22 protein-coding genes are annotated in these 21,625 nt (G+C 72.3%); 11 read left to right on the plus strand and 11 right to left on the minus strand.

The window, feature by feature from the left end:
• Positions 1 to 101: 101 nt before the first annotated feature.
• The 6 genes from ABD332_RS01630 to ABD332_RS01655 are packed head-to-tail and all read left to right on the plus strand — an operon-like array spanning position 102 to position 5,093.
• Positions 102 to 1,265 carry a CaiB/BaiF CoA transferase family protein gene (locus ABD332_RS01630; RefSeq protein WP_344498699.1) on the plus strand — a complete coding sequence of 388 codons (1,164 nt, stop codon included), beginning with the start codon at positions 102 to 104 and terminating at the stop codon, positions 1,263 to 1,265.
• On the plus strand, positions 1,250 to 2,029 hold the full coding sequence (locus ABD332_RS01635; RefSeq protein ID WP_344498702.1) for a citryl-CoA lyase: 780 nt from the start codon (positions 1,250 to 1,252) through the stop codon (positions 2,027 to 2,029). Before ABD332_RS01630 ends, ABD332_RS01635 begins: the two co-directional genes overlap by 16 nt.
• Before the next feature lie 13 nt (positions 2,030 to 2,042).
• Positions 2,043 to 2,906, plus strand: a complete 864-nt coding sequence (locus ABD332_RS01640) for a DODA-type extradiol aromatic ring-opening family dioxygenase (RefSeq protein ID WP_344498704.1) — start codon at positions 2,043 to 2,045, stop codon at positions 2,904 to 2,906.
• Positions 2,903 to 3,265 carry a hypothetical protein gene (locus ABD332_RS01645; RefSeq protein ID WP_344498706.1) on the plus strand — a complete coding sequence of 121 codons (363 nt, stop codon included), beginning with the start codon at positions 2,903 to 2,905 and terminating at the stop codon, positions 3,263 to 3,265. The genes ABD332_RS01640 and ABD332_RS01645 overlap by 4 nt, the downstream gene beginning before the upstream one ends.
• Complete coding sequence (locus tag ABD332_RS01650; RefSeq protein ID WP_344498708.1) at positions 3,265 to 4,224, plus strand: quinone oxidoreductase family protein; 960 nt, start codon at positions 3,265 to 3,267, stop codon at positions 4,222 to 4,224. The genes ABD332_RS01645 and ABD332_RS01650 overlap by 1 nt, the downstream gene beginning before the upstream one ends.
• Positions 4,225 to 4,283: 59 nt before the next feature.
• Positions 4,284 to 5,093 (plus strand): IclR family transcriptional regulator domain-containing protein, encoded by an 810-nt coding sequence (locus ABD332_RS01655; RefSeq protein ID WP_344498710.1) that lies wholly within the window; start codon positions 4,284 to 4,286, stop codon positions 5,091 to 5,093.
• Positions 5,094 to 5,108: 15 nt separating this feature from the next.
• On the opposite strand, the gene ABD332_RS01660 is transcribed toward ABD332_RS01655, so the two are convergent.
• The 7 genes from ABD332_RS01660 to ABD332_RS01690 form a co-directional block, all read right to left on the minus strand.
• Complete coding sequence (locus ABD332_RS01660; RefSeq protein WP_344498712.1) at positions 5,109 to 5,387, minus strand: hypothetical protein; 279 nt, start codon at positions 5,385 to 5,387, stop codon at positions 5,109 to 5,111.
• A gap of 58 nt (positions 5,388 to 5,445) precedes the next feature.
• The gene (locus ABD332_RS01665) at positions 5,446 to 6,525 is read right to left on the minus strand and encodes a ricin-type beta-trefoil lectin domain protein (RefSeq protein ID WP_344498714.1); all 1,080 of its coding nucleotides are present in this window, start codon (positions 6,523 to 6,525) and stop codon (positions 5,446 to 5,448) included.
• Between the two features lie 94 nt (positions 6,526 to 6,619).
• Positions 6,620 to 7,849: a serine hydrolase domain-containing protein gene (locus ABD332_RS01670; RefSeq protein WP_344498716.1), complete on the minus strand. Its 1,230-nt coding sequence runs from the start codon at positions 7,847 to 7,849 to the stop codon at positions 6,620 to 6,622.
• 489 nt (positions 7,850 to 8,338) lie between these two features.
• Positions 8,339 to 9,406 (minus strand): hypothetical protein, encoded by a 1,068-nt coding sequence (locus ABD332_RS01675; protein ID WP_344498718.1) that lies wholly within the window; start codon positions 9,404 to 9,406, stop codon positions 8,339 to 8,341.
• Between the two features lie 76 nt (positions 9,407 to 9,482).
• Complete coding sequence (locus ABD332_RS01680) at positions 9,483 to 9,923, minus strand: hypothetical protein (RefSeq protein ID WP_344498720.1); 441 nt, start codon at positions 9,921 to 9,923, stop codon at positions 9,483 to 9,485.
• Between the two features lie 10 nt (positions 9,924 to 9,933).
• Complete coding sequence (locus ABD332_RS01685) at positions 9,934 to 10,701, minus strand: trypsin-like serine peptidase (RefSeq protein WP_344498722.1); 768 nt, start codon at positions 10,699 to 10,701, stop codon at positions 9,934 to 9,936.
• A 132-nt stretch (positions 10,702 to 10,833) separates the two neighbouring features.
• Entirely contained in the window at positions 10,834 to 11,562 is a 729-nt protein-coding gene (locus ABD332_RS01690; RefSeq protein WP_344498724.1) for a hypothetical protein, read from the minus strand.
• Between the two features lie 454 nt (positions 11,563 to 12,016).
• On the opposite strand from ABD332_RS01690, the gene ABD332_RS01695 reads away from it, so the two are divergent.
• From ABD332_RS01695 to ABD332_RS01705, 3 genes are all read left to right on the plus strand, one after another.
• Positions 12,017 to 13,366 (plus strand): DUF4832 domain-containing protein, encoded by a 1,350-nt coding sequence (locus tag ABD332_RS01695; protein WP_344498726.1) that lies wholly within the window; start codon positions 12,017 to 12,019, stop codon positions 13,364 to 13,366.
• Between the two features lie 22 nt (positions 13,367 to 13,388).
• Positions 13,389 to 16,040, plus strand: a complete 2,652-nt coding sequence (locus ABD332_RS01700; RefSeq protein ID WP_344498728.1) for a fibronectin type III domain-containing protein — start codon at positions 13,389 to 13,391, stop codon at positions 16,038 to 16,040.
• Between the two features lie 61 nt (positions 16,041 to 16,101).
• Positions 16,102 to 16,404 carry a Dabb family protein gene (locus ABD332_RS01705; protein WP_344498730.1) on the plus strand — a complete coding sequence of 101 codons (303 nt, stop codon included), beginning with the start codon at positions 16,102 to 16,104 and terminating at the stop codon, positions 16,402 to 16,404.
• Here the strand turns inward: ABD332_RS01705 and lepB are convergent.
• The 3 genes from lepB to ABD332_RS01720 form a co-directional block, all read right to left on the minus strand.
• Positions 16,401 to 16,916 (minus strand): signal peptidase I, encoded by a 516-nt coding sequence (gene lepB / locus ABD332_RS01710; RefSeq protein WP_344498732.1) that lies wholly within the window; start codon positions 16,914 to 16,916, stop codon positions 16,401 to 16,403. The genes ABD332_RS01705 and lepB overlap by 4 nt on opposite strands.
• 129 nt (positions 16,917 to 17,045) lie before the next feature.
• On the minus strand, positions 17,046 to 17,705 hold the full coding sequence (locus tag ABD332_RS01715) for a response regulator (protein ID WP_344498734.1): 660 nt from the start codon (positions 17,703 to 17,705) through the stop codon (positions 17,046 to 17,048).
• A gap of 86 nt (positions 17,706 to 17,791) precedes the next feature.
• Entirely contained in the window at positions 17,792 to 19,117 is a 1,326-nt protein-coding gene (locus tag ABD332_RS01720) for a sensor histidine kinase (protein ID WP_344498736.1), read from the minus strand.
• Positions 19,118 to 19,273: 156 nt separating this feature from the next.
• Between ABD332_RS01720 and ABD332_RS01725 the strand changes: the two genes are divergently transcribed.
• Positions 19,274 to 19,822 carry a hypothetical protein gene (locus ABD332_RS01725; protein WP_344498738.1) on the plus strand — a complete coding sequence of 183 codons (549 nt, stop codon included), beginning with the start codon at positions 19,274 to 19,276 and terminating at the stop codon, positions 19,820 to 19,822.
• A 41-nt stretch (positions 19,823 to 19,863) separates the two neighbouring features.
• Positions 19,864 to 20,886 (plus strand): hypothetical protein, encoded by a 1,023-nt coding sequence (locus tag ABD332_RS01730; protein WP_344498740.1) that lies wholly within the window; start codon positions 19,864 to 19,866, stop codon positions 20,884 to 20,886.
• A 4-nt stretch (positions 20,887 to 20,890) separates the two neighbouring features.
• On the opposite strand, the gene ABD332_RS01735 is transcribed toward ABD332_RS01730, so the two are convergent.
• Complete coding sequence (locus ABD332_RS01735) at positions 20,891 to 21,625, minus strand: aminoglycoside adenylyltransferase domain-containing protein (RefSeq protein WP_344500672.1); 735 nt, start codon at positions 21,623 to 21,625, stop codon at positions 20,891 to 20,893.

Genomic DNA, 21,625 nt, shown 5'->3' on the forward strand with positions numbered 1-21,625 from the left:
TTGCCGCAGCGGCAGTCGTACCGACGCCGCAAACGCCGACAGGAGCCTGGTTGACACCAGAAGAAGCCGGGACGAGACTGATTTGGCGGACGATTGTCCGCTTGACGGACGAGAGGGAGCTGATGGCGGCACCGGAACGGAATCGCGGACCACTCGCCGGGCTGCTGGTCGCCGACTTCTCCCGGATCCTCGCCGGGCCCTACGCCACGATGCTTCTCGCCGACCTCGGCGCGGACGTGATCAAGGTGGAGGGGCCGGGCGGCGATGACACCCGCACGTGGATGCCGCCGACCCGCGACGGCGTCGCCACCTACTACCTGGGCATCAACCGCAACAAGCGCTCCATCGCCCTGGACCTGCGCGACGACGACGACCTCGCCACCGCGCGGGCCCTCGCCGCCCGCGCCGACGTCCTGATCGAGAACTTCAAGCCCGGCGGGCTGCGCCGCTTCGGCCTCGACTACACCTCGGTCGCGGCCGTCAACCCCGCCGTCGTCTACGCCTCGATCAGCGGCTTCGGCTCCGGCTCCGGTGCGGCCATGCCGGGGTACGACCTGATGGTGCAGGCCGTCTCCGGGTTGATGAGCCTCACCGGCGACCCGGACGGCCCGCCGTTCCGCGCCGGGATCTCCGTCTTCGACGTGATGGCCGGCATGCACGCGGGCATCGGCATCCTCGCCGCGCTGCACCACCGCACCGCGTCCGGCACCGGCCAGCACGTCGAGGTCAATCTGCTGTCGTCGGCGTTGTCCGGTCTCGTCAACCACAGCAGCGGCTACGTCGCCGGCGGCACCGTGCCGTTCCGGATGGGCAACGCGCATCCGAGCCTGTTCCCCTACGAGCCGCTGCCCACCGCCGACGGTGACCTCATCGTCATCGCCGGCAACGACGGGCAGTTCCGCAAGCTGTGCGCGGTGCTCGGCTGCGAAGAACTCCTGCACGACCCCCGCTTCCAGCGCAACCAGGACCGCACCGCGCACCGCGAGGCGCTGCGCCCGCTGCTCGTGGAGCGGCTGCGCGCCAAGGGCAAACAGGAGTGGTTCGACGAGCTGATGGCCGCCGGTGTGCCGTGCGCACCGATCAACACCGTCGACGGCGGTGTCGCCCTCGCCGCGTCGCTCGGCCTGGACCCCGTCGTCGAGGCCGGCGCCGTGCCCGGCATCCGCAACCCGATCACGCTGTCGGCGACCCCGCCGCGCTACGAGCTGCCGCCGCCCGGCCTGGACGAACACGGCGAGGAGATCCGGCAATGGCTGAAGAACTGAGCTTCCCGACCGGTATCGGCACCTCTTCCGCCGACCGCATCACGCTGCTCGGCCAGGACCTGGCCGCGGACCTGATGGGCAAGGTCGGCTTCGGGGAGCTCGCGTTCTGGCTCGTCGCCGGGCGCCGGCCCGCACCCGGCGAGACCAGGGTGTTCGAGGCGGTGCTCGTCGCGCTCGCCGACCACGGGTTCACGCCCACCGCCATCGCCGCGCGGGTCACCTACGCCAGCGCACCCGAGGCGCTGCAGGGCGCCCTCGCCGCGGGGTTGCTCGGCGGCGGCTCCCGCTTCCTCGGCGTCACCGAGGACTGCGGCGTGTTCCTGCAGCAGACCCTGGCGAACGTCGACGCGGCCACCGCCGACTGGGACGCCGTGGCCGTGGCCGCGATCACCGCCCGCCGCGCCGCCGGGCTGCTCGTGCCCGGCCTCGGCCACCCCGTGCACAAGGTCCAAGACCCGCGCACCCCGGTGCTGATCCGGATCGCCGAGGAGGAAGGGGTACGAGGGCCGCACCTGCGCCTGTTCGAGGCCATCGGCCGGGTCCACCCCGCGGTCCTGGGCAGGACCCTGCCGCTCAACGGCGCCGGGGTCTGCGGCGCGGCCCTCGCCGACCTCGGCCTGCCGGTGACGATGCTACGCGGCTTCGCGCTCCTCGCGCGGGCCGCCGGGCTGCTCGGGCACCTCGCCGAGGAGCAGCGCACGGGCCTGGGCCTGTCGATCTACCGCACCGTCGACCGCAACGCCCGCTACGTCACCCCCGAATGAAAGGACCGGCGCCATGGCCCAGGTAGTCGCGGTCATCGCCTCGACCCATCATCCGTTCTACTACAAGGCCAGCACCTCCACCGGCGAGGACCGCCCGCCGTTCGCCGACGAGTGGGTCCGCAAGGTCACCGCGTTCCGCGAGACCCTGACCCGTGCCCGGCCCGACGTCCTCGTCATGGTCGGCTCCGACCACTTCCACCAGCTGTGGCTGGACAACATGCCGCAGTTCCTCGTCGGCAAGGCACCGTTCTACGACGCCAACTGGTACAACGAGGAGCGCGAGTTCGGCCTGCCGCGGATGACGCTGCGCGGCCAGGAGGACCTCTCGGCGCACGTGCTGCGCGAGGGCCTCGACGCCGGCTTCGACCTGGCCTTCAGCAACGAGCTGCGGATCGACCACAGCATCACGTGCCCGATCATCACCCTGCGGCCCGAGGCGGACCTGCCCATCGTGCCGATCTACACCAACATCTTCGCCCCGCCGCTGCCGCGCCCCCAGCGGTTCGTGCAGCTCGGCCGGACCATCCGGGAGCTCGTCGAGTCGTGGCCCAGCGACCTGCGGGTCGCCGTCATCGGCACCGGGCACCTCTCTCTCGAGCTCGGCGGGCCCAGGCAGTTCGGCCCGCACGGCCCCGACCCCGAGTTCGACCGGCGGGCCGTGGAATGGATCGCCAACGGCGACCTCGACGGCTGCCTGTCGGAGGTGACCCTCGACAGCCTGCATGCGCCGGGCAATGCCACCCACGGGTTCATGGACTTCATGCTCATGATGGGCGTCGCCGGCGACGGCGCGAAGGCCGACTACGTCGACACCTACGACCTCTTCCACACGATGGAGGCCTACTTCACCTGGTACCCGGAAGGAGCTTTGTCATGACGAAATACCTCCTGAACAAGTTCCTGTACACAGTGGACAGAGATCCTTCCCTGGTCGAGCGCTACCGCGACGATGCACAGGGGACGGTTGCCTGGTGGGAGGCGAACGTCGCCAACGCGCTGCTCAACGGCCACACCGGCGAGGCGAGCACCTGGCAGCGGCTCACCGACGAGGAGCGGGCCGCGCTGACCGGGCACGACTACGTGGCACTGTTCTCCCTCGGCGCCCACCCGTTCCTGACGCTGACGCTGTTCATCGCGATGTTCGAACGTGACCACGACGAGCCGCTCGCCTTCCAGAAGCAGTACGCGGCCCGGCTCGCCCACTTCGACCTGCCCTACCCGGACATCGCCACCTGATGCGCGCCGCCACCATCGTCCGCTGCGGTTCGCCGCCGCTCGTCGTCGAGAGACCGCTTCCGGTGCCTTCGGCCGGCCTCGTGACCGTCACGGTGACCGCGGCGCCCATCACGCCGCTCGACGTGCTGTGCGCCTCCGGCACCTCGTACTTCGGCGCGCCCGCCGTGCCGTACGTGCCGGGGGTGCAGGGCGTCGGCACCCTCGACGACGGCACCGCCGTGTGGTTCCCGACCGACGCGGGCATGCGCCCCGGCGACGGCAGCATGGCCTCGGTCGTCGCGGTGCCGTCGGCCGACGTGGTGCCGCTGCCCGCGGGCGCCGACCACCGGCTCATCGCCGCGCTCGGGCTGTCGGCGGTCGCCGCCTGGCAGGCCCTCACGTGGCGGGGCGCGCTGCACCCCGGCGAGCAGGTCCTCGTCCTGGGCGGCGGCGGGGTCGTCGGGCAGGCCGCGATCCAGCTCGCCCGGCTCGCGGGCGCGCGGCGGGTCATCGCCGCCTGCCGGTCCGCGGCCGCCCGGGACCGCGCGCACCGCCTCGGCGCCGACGCAGTGGTCGCCATCCGCGACGCCGACGACGTGGCGACCCTCGCCCGCCGCCTCCAGGACGTGACCGACGGCCCGGTCGACCTCGTGCTCGACCCGCTGTTCGGGACCCCGGCCGCGGCCGCGCTGCGCACCCTGCGCCGCGGCGGTCGCCTGGTCAACCTCGGCAGCGCCGCGGGCGAGGTGGCGCCGCTGGACTCCGCGACGCTGCGCAGCGGGTCGCTGCGGATCCTCGGCTACACCAACACGGAGCTGAGCGCAGCGGAGAAGGCCGCCACGATGCGGTACCTTGCGGACCACGCGGCCGCCGGCCGGCTCGTCGTCGAGCACGACGCGGTTCCCCTCGCCGAGATCGGCCCCGCGTGGGCCGCCCAGGCGGCCGGGCAGGCGCCCCGGCGCCTGGTGGTCGTCCCGTGACCGGTGCGGGCTCGGGTTAGTCTCGCTCTGCGTATCAATCACAACACCTTGAGGCGGCGATGGCACAGCGCGGAGAAGGACCGGACTTCATCGAGGCCCTGGCCCGCGGGCTGGACGTGATCCGCGCGTTTCACGCCGACCACCCCAGGATGACGCTCGCCGAGGTCGCCGCCGCCACCGGTCTGGCCCGCCCCACCGCCCGCCGCATCCTGCTGACCCTGGAGGAGCTCGGCTACGTGCGGGCCACGGCCGGCGGCCACGAGCTGACCCCGCGGGTCCTGGAGCTCGGCATGGCGTATGTGGGTGCGCTCTCGCTGTGGGACATGGCCCGCCCGCACATGGAGCGGCTCGTGGCCGCCACCGGCGAGTCCTCCTCGATCACCCAGCTGGACGGCTCCGACATCGTCTATCTGGCCCGGGTCGCCGTACCGAAGATCATCGCCCTGCGGGTGCAGATCGGCACCCGCTTCCCCGCGGCCGTCACCTCACAGGGCAAGGTCCTGCTCGCCGCGCTGCCCCCGGCGCGGCTCGACGAGGTCCTCGCCACGCCCAGCCGGTCGGGCATCGAGCCGTGGGTGCGGCACAGCCGCGCCACCCTCGACACCATGCTGCGCGAGGTCAACGCGCGCGGCTTCGCCGTGGCCGACAACGAGCTCGCCCCCGGCATCCGTTCCGTCGCCGTGCCGATCCGCGACGGCCGCGGCGAGGTCCGCGCGGCGATGAACGTGACGGTCAACTCCGCGGAGACCACCACCAAGACGCTGTTGGACCGGCACCTGCCGCACCTGCAGCGGGCGGCCGGCGCGATCAGCTCCGACTGGGCGCTGTGGCAGTCCCGGCCCCAGCTCGACCTGCCCGCCCGCACCTGAGCCGCGGGCCGGGGCTCAGCGGGCGACGCGGCGGAGGCAGGCGACGAAGCCCTGGTCCATGCTGACGAGCTCCCAGCCACGGGTCTCCAGGTACTCCACGGCGGTCAGGACCTCGTCGAGCAGGGCGTTCTGGCCGGCGCTGGGGTTGACGGCGGCGCCGATCGCGGTCGAGAACGACATGGAGGGGCCGATGACGATGTACCGGAAGGGGTAGCCGTCCAGGACGGCGCGGCCGGTGGCGATGTCGTTGGCCCGGAAGACCCTGGACGGTCGTGGCGGTGGCGGTGGCTGCACCGCCGCATCATCACACGGCCGGCGGTGCGGCGCCCTCCGGCCGTGTGACGGTGCGGGTTCAGTAGGTCCAGACCTGGTTGGCCGCGCCGGTGCAGGTCCAGATCTGCAGGCGGGTGCCGTTGGCGGAGCTGGGACCGGCCGCGTCGAGGCACTTGCCGGAGCCTGCGTTGACCAGGGTCGACCCGGTGCGGGTCCAGCGCTGCGCCGCGGTGCCGTTGCAGTCGTACAGCTGGACCTTGGTGCCGTTGGCGGTGCCGGCGGCGGTCACGTCCATGCACTTGCCGAGGGCGCGCACGGTGCCGTCCGCCAGTCGGGCCCAGCTCTGGGCGGCGGTGCCGTTGCAGTCGTACAACTGGACCGCGGTGCCGTTGGCGCTGCTCGCGCCGGCGACGTCGACGCACTTGCCGCCGTAGCCGTGGATCGGGCCGACGGAGCCAGGCGGCGTGGTGGTGGGCGGCGGGGTGGTGCTCCCGACCCAGGCGGTGGCGGCCGCGGCGCCGGTGGCGTCGATGGCGGTGTTGCTCTCCACGGGGCTCGGCACGCTGCTGGGGAAGACGATGAACGTGACCGGGCCGGCGGTGCCGCCGCTGGCGGGGTTCGGGTCGATGCCGAGCGCGACCGCCAGGGCGTAGGAGCCCTCGCCGATGATGTTGCTGGGGCCCTCGTCGGCGAAGACGGCGTAGGCGACCTTGCCGTTGTAGACGACCGCGGCGACGCTGCCGGCGCGGATGCCGTTGGCGGAGTACGTGAAGCGGCTGCTGGGCAGCGGCACGACGAAGTAGCGGGTCACGTCCGAGGTGAAGTACGCGCCGGTCGACGTGGTGAACGAGGTCTGCGCCTGGTACCAGGGGTCGGTCGAGGCGTTGCAGCGGGCGGTGGAGATGCCGTCGCAGTCGATGTCCATGTCGGCGGTCCAGAAGTACGCCGAGCCGTTCTTGCAGATCGCGACGGTCTCCGCGCCGCCGTCGTCGGTCGCGTAACGGCCGTTGGAGACCTGGCTGCAGGTGGAGGTCTTGGCGAGCAGCTGGGCGGCGGTGGGTCCGGCGGCGAGCGCCGCGGACTGGGTGGTGAAGGCGTAGGCGGCGGTCGCGACCAGGGACAGCGCGACGGACGCGAGCGCCAGGATCGGTCTGCGCATGGCGGGCTCCAGACGACGTCAGGCGGGCGGGGACAACAGACAGGTAACCTGACTAACAGATTGCTGTCAATACGTTGCCCCCGGCCCTCGGTGCCTATTCGTCGATCGCCTGGTAGGTCGTGGTCCAGAAGTCGTGGATGAGGCGGGCCGCGTCCGGCACGGACATGCCGACCTGGGTGAGCAGGATGCCGACGACCTGATGCTGCGGGTCGGCGTAGGTCGAGGTGCCGCTGCCGCCGTCCCAGCCGAACTGGCCGACGGGCGCGTAGTCGCCGCGGTGGGTGCGCACCGCCATCCCGAAGCCCCAGCCGCCGTGCTGCCCCTGGCCGAACGACAGGTGGACGTTGTCGGTGGCCATGGCGTGCCGGGCGGCCTGCTGCGTGGGGGTGAGCCGGTTCGTGGTCATCAGGTCGACGGCGGGCCGGGACAGGATCCGCTCGCCGCGGTGCATGCCCTGGTCGAGCAGCATCCGGAAGTACGCGTGGTAGTCGTCGACGGTGGAGTTGAGGCCCCCGCCGCCGCCCGGGAACGCCGGCGGCCGGCTGTGGCGCCCGCCGTCGGCCGGGTCCCAGACGTGGAACTCGCCGGTCTGCGGGTCCGGGGCGTACAGCGGAGGCAGCCGGTCGAGATCGCCGGCGGGGACGTGGAAACCGGTGTCCTTCATGCCCAGCGGCTCGAAGACGCGCTCCCGCAGGAAGGTCTCGAACGGCTGGCCGGTCACCCTGGCCACGAGCACGCCGAGCAGGTCGCTGCTGATGTGGTACTGCCACCGCTCGCCGGGCTGGTGCATCAGCGGCAGCGTGCCGAGGCGGCGCATCCACTCGTCCGGCTCGGGCATCGGCGTCGGCAGGTCGGGCGTGAGCCCCTGCTCGAACACCGCGCCCATGATCGGGGTGCCCAGCGCGGTCAGGTCCATGCCGAGCCCGAACGTCGAGGTCAGCACGTCCCGCACGGTGATCGGCCGGCGCGCCGGCACGGTGTCGTCCAGCGGGCCGTCGAGCCGCTTGAGCACCTGCCGGTCGGCGAGCTCGGGCAGCCACGGCTCCACCGGGTCGTCCAGCCGCAGCCGGCACTCGTCGAGCAGCACCATCGCCGCCGCCACCGAGACCGGCTTCGACGTCGAGGCCATCCGGAAGATCGTGTCCCGGCGCATCGGCGGCCCGCCGTCGTGGCGCATCGTGCCCAACGCCTCGACGTGCGTCTCGTCGCCCCGCGCGACCAGGGCGACGAGGCCGGGGATCTTCCCGGAGTCGACGTGCCGCGCCAGCACGTCGCGCAGCCTGCCCAGCCCCGCCTTGGTGAATCCGCTCGTGCCGTGTTCCATGATCGTGCTCCTTCGGGATCGGCGTGCTCAGAGGCTGCGGGCGGTGATGTCGCCGCGGGACGTGGTGGCGGGGATGCCGAGGAGCGTGGAGATCGGGGAGGGGGTGGCGAACTGCTGCATCGTGCTCTCCTTGTGCGCTTCCTGCTGTGACGCCAGAACCATGGCCGCCGCCGCTGACAGCGCACCAACAGCGCACTGACACGGCCTGACGGGCCCGCACAGCGTCCCCGCGTACGCCGAAGCGGCCATCAACCCGTTCCACACGCCGTCGGGTGCCCCGTCCCACGCGGCCCCAAAGTCTCCAGCTGGCACGAGGAGCTCTCCGTCGTCGCCGCCGGCCAGGCCGTCACGATCGTCCTGGCTGTTCTTGACGATCTCCGGAGACCGTCGTGGCCGAGGGCGCACTCCACCTGGCCCGGGCGGGGTCGCCGAGCACCGGGGCCTGACCCGCGGCCGGCCGTGCGAGGGCCGGCCGCGGGTGCGGCGGGCCTACCCGCTGGACACCAGCCGGTCCTGAGGAAACGGCGGGGGTGCCGCCTCCGGCAGCCTGTCGATCGCCTCGGTGAACGCCACGATGTCTTCCAGGGCGCGGTCGATGCGCTGCTCCTCCGACCAGTCGTCGGAGATCCTGCTGCGCCCGTTGACGGTGGGGAGCCCGCAGATGTCGAAGCCGACGCAGCGCACCCCCCGTGCCTGCGCGGCCCGGATGAAGTCCGCGACCCTGGCCCACACGTCGTTGGGGGTGTACCTGCCGTCGCCGTAGTCGGTGAAGCTGGACGACTCGATGTCGCGGTCCACGGAGATGTACAGGTCGTACCCGGACCACTGCTGCTGCCGGTCGAGCAGCGTGATGACCGCGTCGAGCTGTGTGGCCATGTCACCCGGGCCGAGGGGCGTCTTGGTCAGTGTGCCCCATCGTGCGAAGGCGAAGCTGTCCCCCCACGGCGTCGGCGACCCGGTGTTGTTGCCGATGCCGACGTACGTGTCCGCCGCCGCCTGCGGGTACACGTCGCCGATCGGCCGCAGCACGTAGAGACCCCAGTTGTCGCAGCGCAGCGGCCTGGTGACCGGGACGCCGGTCTGGATGTCGGCGTGGGCGTCGAAGTTCACGACGATCCTCGCCCGGTCCGGTGGCGTCGGGCGCAACGCCCACGCCGACAGCGGCACCGACAGGTGATGACACTCGTTGGAGTCGATGACGGCGAAGTAGGGATGCCATTGCGGCAGCGCCGACAGCCACTTGTCGAACGCACAGCAGAACGCCTTCGCCTTCGTCGCCCCGTTGTTGCGGCTGTCGCCGTTGTGCGCGCCGACGGGCGTGCTGAACAGCGGGCGGGGGAGCTCCGGGCACTCCGCCCGGATGTGGGACGGCAGGTTGGCGGGGTCGTCGCTGCTTGCGTTGGTGTACATCACCGGCCGCAGCGGTCCGCGGTCCGGCAGCACGCCGCCGATCATGTCCAGCATCGGCTGGACGTGCTCTTCCGACCATTCGCCGACGGCGGGGTCGTAGCCGAGGCCCCAGCGGCCGGCGTTGAAGAAGACAGGGTCGATCTGCATGGTGGTCCCCTCTTCAGGGCTGAGGGATGGTGGGGCGTGCCGGCGCGGTGCGGCACGCCCCGGAAGGTTCGACGGGTCAGGAGACACCTGACGCCCGCCGGCTACCTGCTGGGCACCAGCCGGTGCGCGGACCCGCGCGACGAGTCCTCCGGCAGGCCACCGATCGGTGCGGATCGGGCTGCGGCAGCTCCGCCAGCCAGTTCCTGAACACGCAGAAGAACTCGTCGGCGTTGATCGCCCCGTTGTACTGGTTGTCGGCATGCTCCGAACCGATGGCCTTGTCGAACATCGGGCGCCGGTTCTTCAGGCAGTGTTCCCGGATGTGCGCCGGCAGGTTGGTGGGATCGTCGCTGGCCTCGTTGATGAACATCACCGGGTGCGGCTTCTCGCCGCCGGGCAGGACGGTGCCGATCCGCTCGATCAGTGGCGTGACGCGCTGCTCCGACCACCGGCCCGGGACGGTGCTGTAGGCGAGGCCCCAGCGGCCGGCGTTGAAGAAGACAGGGGAGATCCGCATGAGCGTCCCCCTACCTTGCCGTGCCCGCGGGCGTGAGCCGGGCGGTGTCGTCGGCGGGCATCCACGCCATGATCTGCGCGTACACCTCGGCATTGATCCGGACCGCGAAGTTGGCCTCGTCGCCGTAGCCGGCGACGTGGATGCCGACGACACCGAAGGTGGGCTTCGGCGGGGGGCTCGCCATGCGGATGGCGGCGCCGCTCTGACCGGGGAAGGTGCTGATCCGGTAGAAGAGCAGGTGCTGGTCGACCTCGGTGGGCAGCTTGCCGGATCCGTTCCACATGGTGCCGGGTATCTTGTCCCCGGGGTATCCGGCGATGTTCACCTCGGCGCCGCGCAGCTGCTCGTTGGCGGCGACCGTGATCTCGGGGTACAGGCCCCTGGCCGGGTTCAGCGGCACCGACAGGGCGATCAGCCCGAAGTCGTAGATGTACCGGGTGGCGTCGAGCACCTGCCCCGGCGGGTACGGCGCACCGGCGATCCGGTACTCCTCGGGCACCTGCCAGCCGGTGGCGCGCACGGGCGGGCCGAACGGTGTGACGCCGCCGTTGAGCGCGAGGGTCACCTCGACCGACCTGGCCCTTCCGCCGTAGTCGTCGCAGTGCAGGGCGTGCGCGCAGGTCAGGACCTGGTCGGGGGCGACCAGCGTGCCGGTGCTCAGCAGCACCGCTCCGCTGGGGAACGTGCTGCTGATGTAGGCGACCCAGCAGGCTGGGCTGACGTCGGTCGGGTCGTAGCGGACCCGGTTGTCGTCTGGGAACACGGTCTGGACAGACATCGGCGCTGGCTCCTTCGGGGCTGGCGGCCGACGGCCGGCGGAGCGCGGTGATCGGCCGGGGCGTCGACCGGAGGGGCAGGGCGTGCCGCGCCGTCGCGGTGCGGCACGGCACGCCTCATGGGGTCCGACGGGTCAGGAGGCGAAGGCCTTCTCCCGCTCCGCGTTCTGGGCGACGAGAGCCGGGTCCTGGATGATCAGGAGGCTGGTGAGCATCTCCCGGGAGGCGATCAGCTGTCCCCACGGTTTGCCGGAGTACTCCCACCCGCCGTCGATGTTGTAGGTGACCTCGCGGCTGCCGTTCGGGGCGTTGGTGAAGTCCACGAAGATGCCCTGCGTGACCGCCTGCTGGATGACGGTGCCGTTGCTGTACGGGCGGGTCGCGAAGAAGAACGCGGCCTTGAGGATGGGCTGGAACAGGTCGGTGCTGTTGCCGTAGAGCGTGAACGCGCCGGACGGCTGGTAGTTGCCGGTCGTGTCGAGGGTGCAGATGCCGGCGGTGAACCGCTGCTGGACCCCGTTGTCGATCTCGAGGCTGCCGGACTGGCCGCCCTGATGGACCTCGCCGGTCCCGGACGGACTGTCCACAGTGAGCACCGAGCCGAGATCGGCCGGGTAGTTGTTGGTGGCGGTGATGACCGTGCCCTGCCCGTAGGTGCTCTGCTTCGAGGTGTACATCGAGTACTGCTCGCGCCAGGACACGACCGTCTGCTTGCCGATGGTGTCGGTCTTGATCCAGATGGTCGGCTCGCCACCCGGCGCGGAGGTCGCGACGGCCCGCAGCCCGTACAGGAAGTACTTGCCGTCCGTCAGCGCCTTGACCGTTTCCTGGTCCATGTCGATCGTCAACTTGTAGGTGTCCACGTCGTCCCCCGTCATCGATCCGGGCACGCGTGTGCCACGGATGAAGTGTCATGGATTTCGTGCGGCATGCCTGTCGGCGAACGTGCACCTGGGTCGCGACCAGTGCGGCTGTTGCGGGTCTGATTCTTCACCACCGCGCGTTTGAACCGTCGCGCGATTGGTGAAACTGCTCCCCACCTCGGCAAACGTGCCTGGGACAGCCGCCGTTCCACCCACCCCGTGCGGCGGCTTCGACCCGGGTGGGCCGTCGCCCCCGGACCCCGTGCCGGGGCGGGTCCATCGGCCGGTCCCGATCCCCGTCCAGGTTGGCTCTTGCCAGCCGCCCGCTTCTCGAATAATGATGTAGTCCTTCGAAAGTTAGTCAACACCTCTGCGTAAAGCCTTCCGCCCAGGCCGACGAGGTGTCACTGAACCATGCCCTCGTCAGCCGACTTCTTCCGAGCCGAGGACCCAGATGAGACGAACCCTCCGCCTCACCGCCGCCCTGCTGACAGCACTCACCCTTGGTGCCGGCACGCCCGCCGCCGCCCATCCCGCCACACCGCAGTGGAAGCCCCTCGCCTACACGGCCGCGCCGGCCGACAACCCGCTCAAGGGGTTCATGCCGTTCGCCGGCGACTACGAGACGTTCCCGCACAGCATGGAGTGGTTCTACCTGCCGTTGCGCGACGTCATGACCGGACCGGAGCAGTTCCGCTGGGGCGCCTTCGAGCGGCAGCTCGACGCCGTCGCCGGCCGGGGCCACCAGGCCGTGTTCCGGTTCTACCTCGACTACCCGGGCAAGCCGACCGGCATCCCGCAGTACCTGCTCGACGCCGGGCTCGTCACCCGCCCGTACCAGGACTTCGGCAACAACGGCGTCAGCGTCGCGCCCGACTACAGCGACCCGCGGCTCGTCACGGCGCTGGAGAACTTCATCACCGCGCTCGGCCGCCGGTACGACGGCGACCCCCGCATCGGGTACATCACCCTGGGCCTCATCGGCTTCTGGGGCGAGTGGCACACCTGGCCCTACGACGGCTGGACCCAGCCCGAGAACTGGATGCCGGGCACCGACGTGCTGACCCGCATCCTCGGCCGGTACGAGGCGGCGTTCGACAAGACGTTCCTGCTGGCCCGCTACCCCAGCCCGGAGAACAAGCCGCTGAACGTCGGCTACCACGACGACTCGTTCGCGTTCGAGACGCTGCCGCCCACGTCGTGGCACTTCGTGCAGCGCCTCATCGACAACGGTGTCACCGACAAGTGGCGCACCCAGCCCGTCGGCGGCGAGCTGCGCCCGGAGATCCAGTCCTGCCTGTGGGACGAGCCCGTCTCCTGCCCGCAGTACGAGAACTACGCCGAGTCCGTCGCGCAGACCCATGCCTCGTGGCTGATCAACCACGCGGCGTTCACCGGCGGCGGGTTCACCGGCGACAAGTACCAGCGGGCCCTCGCCGGCGCGCGGTCCCTCGGTTACGAGCTGACCGTCACCGGGGCGGCGCTGGCCCGCGACCGCGTCACCGTCCGCGTCGAGAACCGCGGTGTCGCACCGTTCTACGCCGACTGGCGGGCCGAGCTGGCCATTGTGGACAGTCGCGGCCGCGTCGAGCGGCGCTGGCACACCGGATGGAGCATGGCCGGCATCCAACCGGGTCAGGACGCGACGACGCTGTCCGCGCGCATCGACACCCGCGGCCTGCGCCCCGGCCGCCACACCGTCGTCATGCGGGTGGACAACCCGCTCCGCAACGGGATCCCGCTGCGGTTCGCCAACACCGCCCAGAACACCAGCACCGGCTGGCTCACGCTCGGCACCCTCTGACCGCTGAAAGGGAGCACCGCCCATGCGATCCCTGCGTATCCTGGCCACTGCGGCGACCCTGGTCCTGTCCCTGCTGCCCGCCTCCGCCGCGACCGCGGCCCCGGCCGGGCCACCACCCCGGCCCGCCGCCGGGCCCGGGGCCGACACCAGCCTCACCACCCACACGTACACCTACGCCGACGCCCCGCTCGGGCAGCCGCTGAAAGGCTTCGCCCCCTACCTGTTCCCCGGCGACAACCTGTCCACGAAGTACCCCGGCGGCCTCGTCTGGAGCTACTTCGCCCTCAACGAGGTCATGAAGGACCCGGCCAGCTGCGCCGTGTTCGACTGGAGCGTGTTCGAGAAGGCCCTCGACGAGGCCGCCGTCTGGGGCCGCCAGGTCGCGTTCCGCTTCTACGTCGAATACCCCGGCGGCAGCGGCACCCACCCGGGCAACGGCATCCCGCCGTGCCTGAACGGCAAGATGGCCCTGCGCACCAACGGCTTCTGGGGCACCGTCAGCCCCGACTACGACGACCCCGACGTCATCGCCGCGCTCACCAGCTTCATCAACGCGTTCGCCCAGCGCTACGACCGGGCCGGGCCGGGCGGCACCGCCGACCCGCGCATCGGGTTCATGTCGCTCGGCCTCGTCGGGCTGTGGGGCGAGTGGCACACCTGGCCCTACGACCGGGACGCCGCCGACGGCTACCCGGACCTGATGCCGACCGACGCGACGATCCGCACCATCATCGGCGCGTACGACGCGGCGTTCAGCAACATCCAGCTGGAGGTCCGCTACCCCCTCGCCGGCACGGAGACCGCGAACATCGGCTTCCACGACGACTCGTGGCCGTACAAGGAATGGCGCGGCGGGCAGCTCAAGGGCATGACCCTGCCGATGTCGATGAACGGCTGGGACGACGCGTTCCTGCAGCTGCAGCTCAACACCGGCACCGAGAACCGGTGGACCACCCAGTCGATCGGCGGCGAGGCCCGGCCCGAGATCCAGGGCAGCCTCTACACCGACTGGCCCAACGGGTCGAACCAGGTCGACGACGTCCTCGCCGCGACCGAGCTCACCCACATCACCTGGATGATCAACCAGACCGGCGCCGGCGGGTACAGCACCAGCGACCCGAAGGTCGCCGCGGGTGTCCGCAAGATGGGCTACAACCTGCACATCCCGCAGGCCAACTTCAACGCCACCGCGGCCGGCACGTTCAAGGTCGGCGTCACGATGCAGAACACCGGCGTCGCACCGTTCTACTACCCGTGGACGACCGTCATCGGGCTGCGCGACGCCGCCGGGACCATCGTGAAGACCTGGGACACGAGCTGGGACCTGCGGCAGGTGCAGCCGCTGAAGATCCGGGCGTTCCCGGACTGGAACGCCGGCGCCGGCTACCTCGACTACGGCCGGCCGGTGAACTTCTCCACCACGCTCAGCACCGCCGGGGTACCCGCCGGGTCGTACAGCCTGGTGCTGAAGGTCCGCAACCCACTGGAGACGGTCACGCCGGCCGTGCTGCGGGCCCGCCCCGCGGCCAGCCGCCTCACCGACTGGGTCATCGACCAGTGGCGGCCCGCGCTGCCGCTGTCCTTCGCCAACGCCAACCAGGGCACCGACGGTTGGGTGAACCTCGGCGCCGTCTCCACGTCCGGCACCTGCACCGGTGACTGTGTCGCGCCGTCGGTACCGGCGGGGCTGGCGGTCACGGGCGTGACCTCGTCGAGCGTGGGACTGTCCTGGTCGCCGTCGACGGACAACGTGGGCGTCACCGGCTACCAGGTGCTCCGCGACGGCACCCAGGTCGGCACCGTGACCGGGACGACGTTCACCGACACCGGCCGCCCGTCCGGGCAGACGTCGCAGTACACGGTGCGCGCCGTCGACGCCGCCGGCAACGTGTCCGGCCCGTCCGCCGCCGTCAGCGCGACGACGACCGGCTGCGCGGGGGACTGCACGGCGCCGACCGCTCCGACGGGCCTGACCGCGTCCGCCGGGGGCACCAGCGTCTCGCTGACGTGGTCCCCGTCGACCGACAACGTCGGCGTCACCGGCTACGAGGTGTTCCGGGGGTCCACATTGGTCGGGACGCCGACCGGCACCTCGTTCACCGACACCGGCCTCTCTCCGTCCACTGTGTACACGTACACCGTGAAGGCCCGCGACGCGGCCGGCAACCGCTCGCCGGCCTCCGGCGCGGTGACGGTGACGACCCCGGCCGCCCCGGCCGGCCTGCTGCTGGACGACTTCGACGGCAGCCCGGCGTACCCGTCGGCGGCGCAGAACGACCTGGGTAGGTGGACCGGCGGCAACTGCTTCCTCGACGGCGGCGGATCCGGCGTCGTCACCGGCGGGGCGCTGAGCCTGCGGTACAACAACTGCGGCTGGTTCGGCTCCGACGTCGGCGTCGACCTCAGCAACCGCACCTACCTGGTGATCCGGGTCAAGGGTGCGGCCGGCGGCGAGCAGACCCACTTCAACCTGGGCCTCGGCGGCACCACGAAGGTGTTCGCCGACTACACCCTCGACGGCGGCGCCCACCCCGCCCTCACCACGTCCTACCAGGACATCCGGATCCCGCTGGTGGCCAACGGGATCAGCCGGAACTCGCCGTCGCAGCTGACGATGGGCTTCTGGTACGGCGGCAGCTCCACCATCACCATCGACAGCATCAGCTTCGTCTGACGCGGTCCGCCCGGCCGGGGCCCTGCGCCCCGGCCGGGCGCCGCTGCGGTACCGTGCGCGCGTGTTCATCCACTCCGTGTACTTCACGCTGCGGCCCGACCTCACGCAGGCCGAGCACGACACGTTCCTCGCCGGCGCCCGCAGCCTCCTGACCATCGGCTCGGTCCTCGGCGGCCACCTCGGCCGGCCCGCCGGCACCGACCGCCCGGTCATCGACCGCGCCTACTCCTACGGCCTCGTGCTCACCTTCGCCGACGAGGCGGCGCACGACGCCTACCAGGCCGACCCGGTGCACGACGCGTTCCGCACCGGGTGCGGCGCGCTGTGGTCGGCGGTGCGCATCTTCGACGTCGATGCCGCCTAGCTCGTCGTCATCACCCCGTGGACCGCGGTGACGGGGACCGGGCCGGCGCAGCGGGAGTCGTTGGACCGCGTGCGGTTGTCACCCATGAGGAACAGGGCGTCCGCGGGCACCTTCACCGGCCCGAACCGGCGCGGCTCGCACGACTGCGGCTCCGGCGGCACGTCGAGCGGCGCGTTCTCGACCACGTACGGCTCGTCCAGCGGCTGCCCGTCGACCGTCACCTTGCCGGCCACGTCGCAGCAGGCGACCGTCTCGCCGCCGACGGCCACGACCCGCTTCAGCAGCGGCGTCGTGGTGTTGACCCAGCCGGCCCGGTCGCCGCGGAACAGCACGACGTCGCCGCGCTTCGGCGTGTACCCCTTCGCGACCTTCCGCACGGTGATGACCTGGCCGGCCTTGACCGCCGGCTCCATGCTGACCCCGCCCTGCGTGAACTGCTCGGTCTCGTCCGAGGGCGCCCCGCCGCAACCGGCGAGCGCGAGGACGACCACCACCGGCCACACCCTTCTCATCAGGCCGATCCTGCCAGATCCGTGGGCGCCCGTGCGGCCCACCGGACCTGTCCATCGGCTGCCGGGTCCCTGCCGGGTCCCTGCCGGGTCCCTGCCGGGTCCCTGCCGGGTCCCTGACGGTCGCGGCGGTCAGGGGCCGCCCGGGGTGACGAGGCCGTGCTCGTAGGCGTGGACGACCGCCTGCACGCGGTCGCGCAGGTCGAGCTTCGTCAGCACCCGGCTCACGTGCGTCTTGACGGTCGCCTCCGACAGGTGCAGCGCGGCGGCGATCTCGGCGTTGCTCAGGCCACGCGCGACCAGCTGCAACACCTCCAGCTCCCGCTCGGTGAGCCGGTCGGCGGCGAGGGCGGCGGCCGTGCCGGCCGGCGGGACGCGCAGGAACCGGTCGATGAGCCGCCGGGTGACGGCCGGGGCGAGCAGCGCGTCGCCGGCCGCGACGGTCCGGACCGCCTCCGCCAGCTGGCCCGGCGGCGCGTCCTTGAGCAGGAAGCCGGCCGCGCCGGCGCGCAGCGCCTCGTACACGTAGCCGTCGAGGTCGAACGTGGTGAGCACCAGCACCCGCGGCCCGTCCTGCCGCTGGCGGATGCGGCGGGTCGCCTCGATACCGTCCATCACCGGCATGCGGATGTCCATCATGACCACGTCGGGGGCGAGGGCACCGGCGAGCCGGACCGCCTCCGCGCCGTCGGTCGCCTCACCGACGACCGTCAGGTCCGGCTGCGCGCCGAGCATCGCCGACAGCCCGGACCGGATCAGGGCATGGTCGTCCGCGACGAGCACCGTGATCACGCCGACCCCCTCGGCAGCCGCGCCTCGACCCCTCCGCCGTCCGGGCCGGCGGTGACCGTCCCCCCCGTCCGTGACGAGCACCGTGTTCACGCCGACCCCCTCGGCAGGCGTGCCTCGACCGCGAACCCTTCGCCGTCGGGGCCCGCGGTGACCGTCCCTCCGTACAGCCGGGCGCGCTCCCGCATGCCGATCAGCCCCCTTCCGCTGCCCGGCGGACCCTGCGCGTGGTCCGGCGCCGGGGCGGCGTTGCGGACCGCGACGTCGATCCAGCGGGCGGTGTAGCCGATGTGGACGGTGGTGGCGGCGGGCCCGGCATGCCGCCGGACGTTGGTGAGCGCCTCCTGCACGATCCGGAACCCGGCCAGGTCGAGGCCCGGCGCGACGTCGCCGCGCTCGCCGCCGACCGCCAGCGTGACCGGCAGGCCGGCGGCGCGGACCTCGTCCACCAGGTCGGCGACCCGCTCGAGGGTCGGCTGCGGGGCCAGCGCCGACGCGGCGTCGGCGGCGTCGTCGCGTTGGACGTCGAGGACGTGCCGCATCTCCGTCAGCGCCTCCCGGGCGGTCCTGCGGGCGGCGGCCACGTGGCGGCGCGCCAGGTCGGGGTCGATGGCCATGAGCTCCTCGGCGGCGCCCGCCTGCACCGCCACGATCGACAGGGAGTGGGCGACGACGTCGTGCAGCTCGCGGGCGATCCGCTCCCGCTCGGCGGCGACGGCCTCGGCGGCCCGGCTCCTGACCTCGCTCCGGGCGGCCTCCGCCTCCGCGGCCCGCGCCTCCGCCTCGCGGCGGGCGGTCTCGGCATCCTCGGCCCGGGCCCTGGCTTCGCGGCGGGCGGTGTCGGCGTCCTCCGCCCGGGCCTTGGCCTCGCGGCGGGCGGTGTCGGCGTCCTCCGCCCGGGCCCTGGCCTCCCGGTGCGCGGTGGCGGCCTGGGCGGCGCGGAGACGGACGAGCCAGCCACCGGTCCACGCGCCGGCGATGAAGAACGCGAGGATGAACAGCTGGCCCGGGGTGTCGGTCTCGTAGTAGCCGAGCGGGTACAGCGACAGCATCGCCGCCAGCGTGACGACGCCACCCGCGACGGCGACGGCCGGCCGGCGCGCATGCAGGGCCGCCGAGAACACCGCGACGAGCATGCTCGGGAACGGGAACGTGCTCTCCTCCACCCCCGGCACCGCGAACACCCGCACCATGAGCACCGCGACGAGCGCCACCACGGCCGCCGTCGGCGCGCGGCGGCGCACGAGCAGCGGCAGCGTCACCCCGGCGGCGAACAGCGCCCGCTGCCACCACGCGCCCGGCCCGGCCGCGGTCGCCGCCTCCAGCAACGCCCATGCGAACAGCACGGCGGTGAGGGTGACGTCGGCGCGCGTCGGCCGGCGGGGCACCCGCGCGAGTGTGGTGAGCGCGTCCACACCGGCGAGCCTAGGCCCCGCCACGGTGTGCCCGCGTCATCCCGCGGTCGCACGCGCGTCAGCCTTCAGACGTACCGGGGTCGCGACGCCGGACCGGTCGGGTCGGCACCTCGCGGCCGACGTGTCGGGGCCCGCGCCGTCCGTACCGTCGGCGCCATGACCACGACAACCACAGTCACCACCGATACCTCATCCGCCCGCGTCGCCGGCTACGCCGCCGTCCTCGGGGCGATCACCTCCGCCGTCGCCGGCGCCATCCAGGTCGTCCGCGTCGACGACGGCAACCCGAAGGTCGGCCTGTCCGAGCACGTCGTCCTCACGCTCGTCGCGCTGTCGCTGCTGCTGTGGCTGCCGGCGTACGTGCGCCTCGGCCGGACGTCGAGCCGGCTCGGCCTCGTCGGCGGCTACCTCGCCGTCGCCGGCGCCGCGATCCTGGCCGCCGGCATGACGTCGACGAACCTGCACGGCGAGGACTACTCCTGGTTCCCGGTCGTGGCCGCCCCCGCGAACCTGGCCTGGCTGGCGGGCTCGGTGCTGCTCGCGGTCGCCACCTGGCGCGCCGGGACCCTGCCCCGCACCCTCGCCGCCGGCCTCGCCGTGGTGTGGCTCACCTCGATCATCCTGTCCCAGGCCGGCGGCGGCCTCGTGGCCGGCGCGATCTTCGCCGTCGTCGGGATCCTCGTGGCCCGCGGCCCTCGGCCTTAGTTGCACGTGAATTGCAAGGAGGGCGCGGTACGGTCCGGCGCATGCCGTTCGAGACCCACCGACGCCCGGTGTTTCCGGTCGACAGCCCGGCCGACGTCACAGCGTTGGTCGAGCTGCTCGGCCAGGCCGCCACCGACCGCGAGCTCAGCGAGACCCTCTACGACCACTTCGACTATGTGGCGGGTGCTCATCCTGAGTGGTTCCGCCCGCATCAGGAGCGGGTCATCCTGGAACTGCTCAGCGGCTTCTCGGTCCCGTTCGGCGCGATGTGCGTGTTGCTCCGCGGCGCCCCGGACCACTGCGTGGAGCACCTGGCCGCCCGTCCCGCACGGTATGTGCTCGAAGTGCTCGCGGCCATCGGTACCGAAGCGGCACTCACCGTGGCGGCCGACCTCGCCCGAGGCCAGCGCGGCGCGAGCGACCTGGAGTACGTCGGCTTCTGGACCCCGCCAGCTGGCCCGCTCCAGCAGCGGTTCTCGTCGCACCAGCTGGCCGTGGAGCGTCGGCCGGTGGCCGACCTGGCCGAGCTGCTGGCCGCGGAGCACCCGGTCGGCCTGCCGCTGGACCGGGTCGTCCGGGACCCGGAGACCACCCCGGTCAACTGGCACTACCTGTCCCTGCGCGCCGCCGCCCTCCCCGGCGTGCCGGCGTGGCCGGCCGAGCACCTGCACCTGCTCGATACGCACCTCAGCTGGGGCGTCACCGGCGCCGTCGGCGAGGACGGCCGCTGGCACGACGAGTCTGTGGAGGCCGGCACGCCGGACGACGACGACGAACGCGACAATGACGGGCCGGACGGCCGCGCCATGGTCGTGCTCCGCCCGTACGACGACACCCTGACCTACTGCAACGGCCACATCATGTCGACACCGGACGTGTTCGGCACCGTCGGCGGCCCACCCATCGGCGTCTACTCCAACCCGTCGTGCCGCTCCTGCCACCGGCTCATGTTCCACGTCGCCACGGTGACCAACCACCTCCGCGGCGACGGCGACGGCTTCCGCAGCCTGTACATCTGCGAAACCTGCCACCTGACGACGTCCGCCGCCTCGAACTGGAACTGAACCCTCACCCCGTCTCCCGCAGCACCAGGTCGAGCAGCTCCGCGATGCCGGCCTCGTCGATCACGGTCGCCGTCCCCTGCTCGTGTTGCAGGAGCGCCTGGTGTACAGCGGTGAGCGCGGGCCGACGTTCGAGCGCCCACCGCGCCGCCTGCGCCTTGGACCCGTGCACGCGCTCCACCGCGAACTGCCAGATCCGGCACGCGGTGAGCACCATGAACGCGGCGTGCTCGGTGTCGTCCGTGAGCGACCGCCACACCTCCAACCAGTGCCGTCCACGATCGACCACCCACTCGGCCGGCACAGGCGCGAGCACGTCCAGCGGCGCGGCCCCGGCGAGCGCCCGCCCACCGTCCCGCGCCATGGACAGCTCCGCGAGCAGGTCCGGGTACCCGCCGACCGCCCGCTCGACCTCGACCTCCCCCTGCCCGTACCGCCCGACGTGCAGCTCCAGCGCAGGCTCCCGCCCCGGCGCCGCGGCCACCGCGGCCGTCACCACGTGCAGGTCGATCCCCGACGCACTGCCCACACCGGCATCCCGGACCAGCCGCTCGACGCCGCCCGCCTCCGCATCGGTAAGGCTCCTGTCGACGACCACGAGCAGGTCGATGTCGCTCCGCCCCGGCCGGAACCCTCCGTCCGCGAGCGACCCGTGCAGGATCACCGACTTCACGGATTCCCCGACCGCATCACAGACGGCCCGGGCAAACAGCCCAGCCGCGTCCTGCGCATCCCCGACCAT

It is taken from the genome of Dactylosporangium maewongense (genome assembly GCF_039531485.1).
GTDB lineage: Bacteria > Actinomycetota > Actinomycetes > Mycobacteriales > Micromonosporaceae > Dactylosporangium > Dactylosporangium maewongense.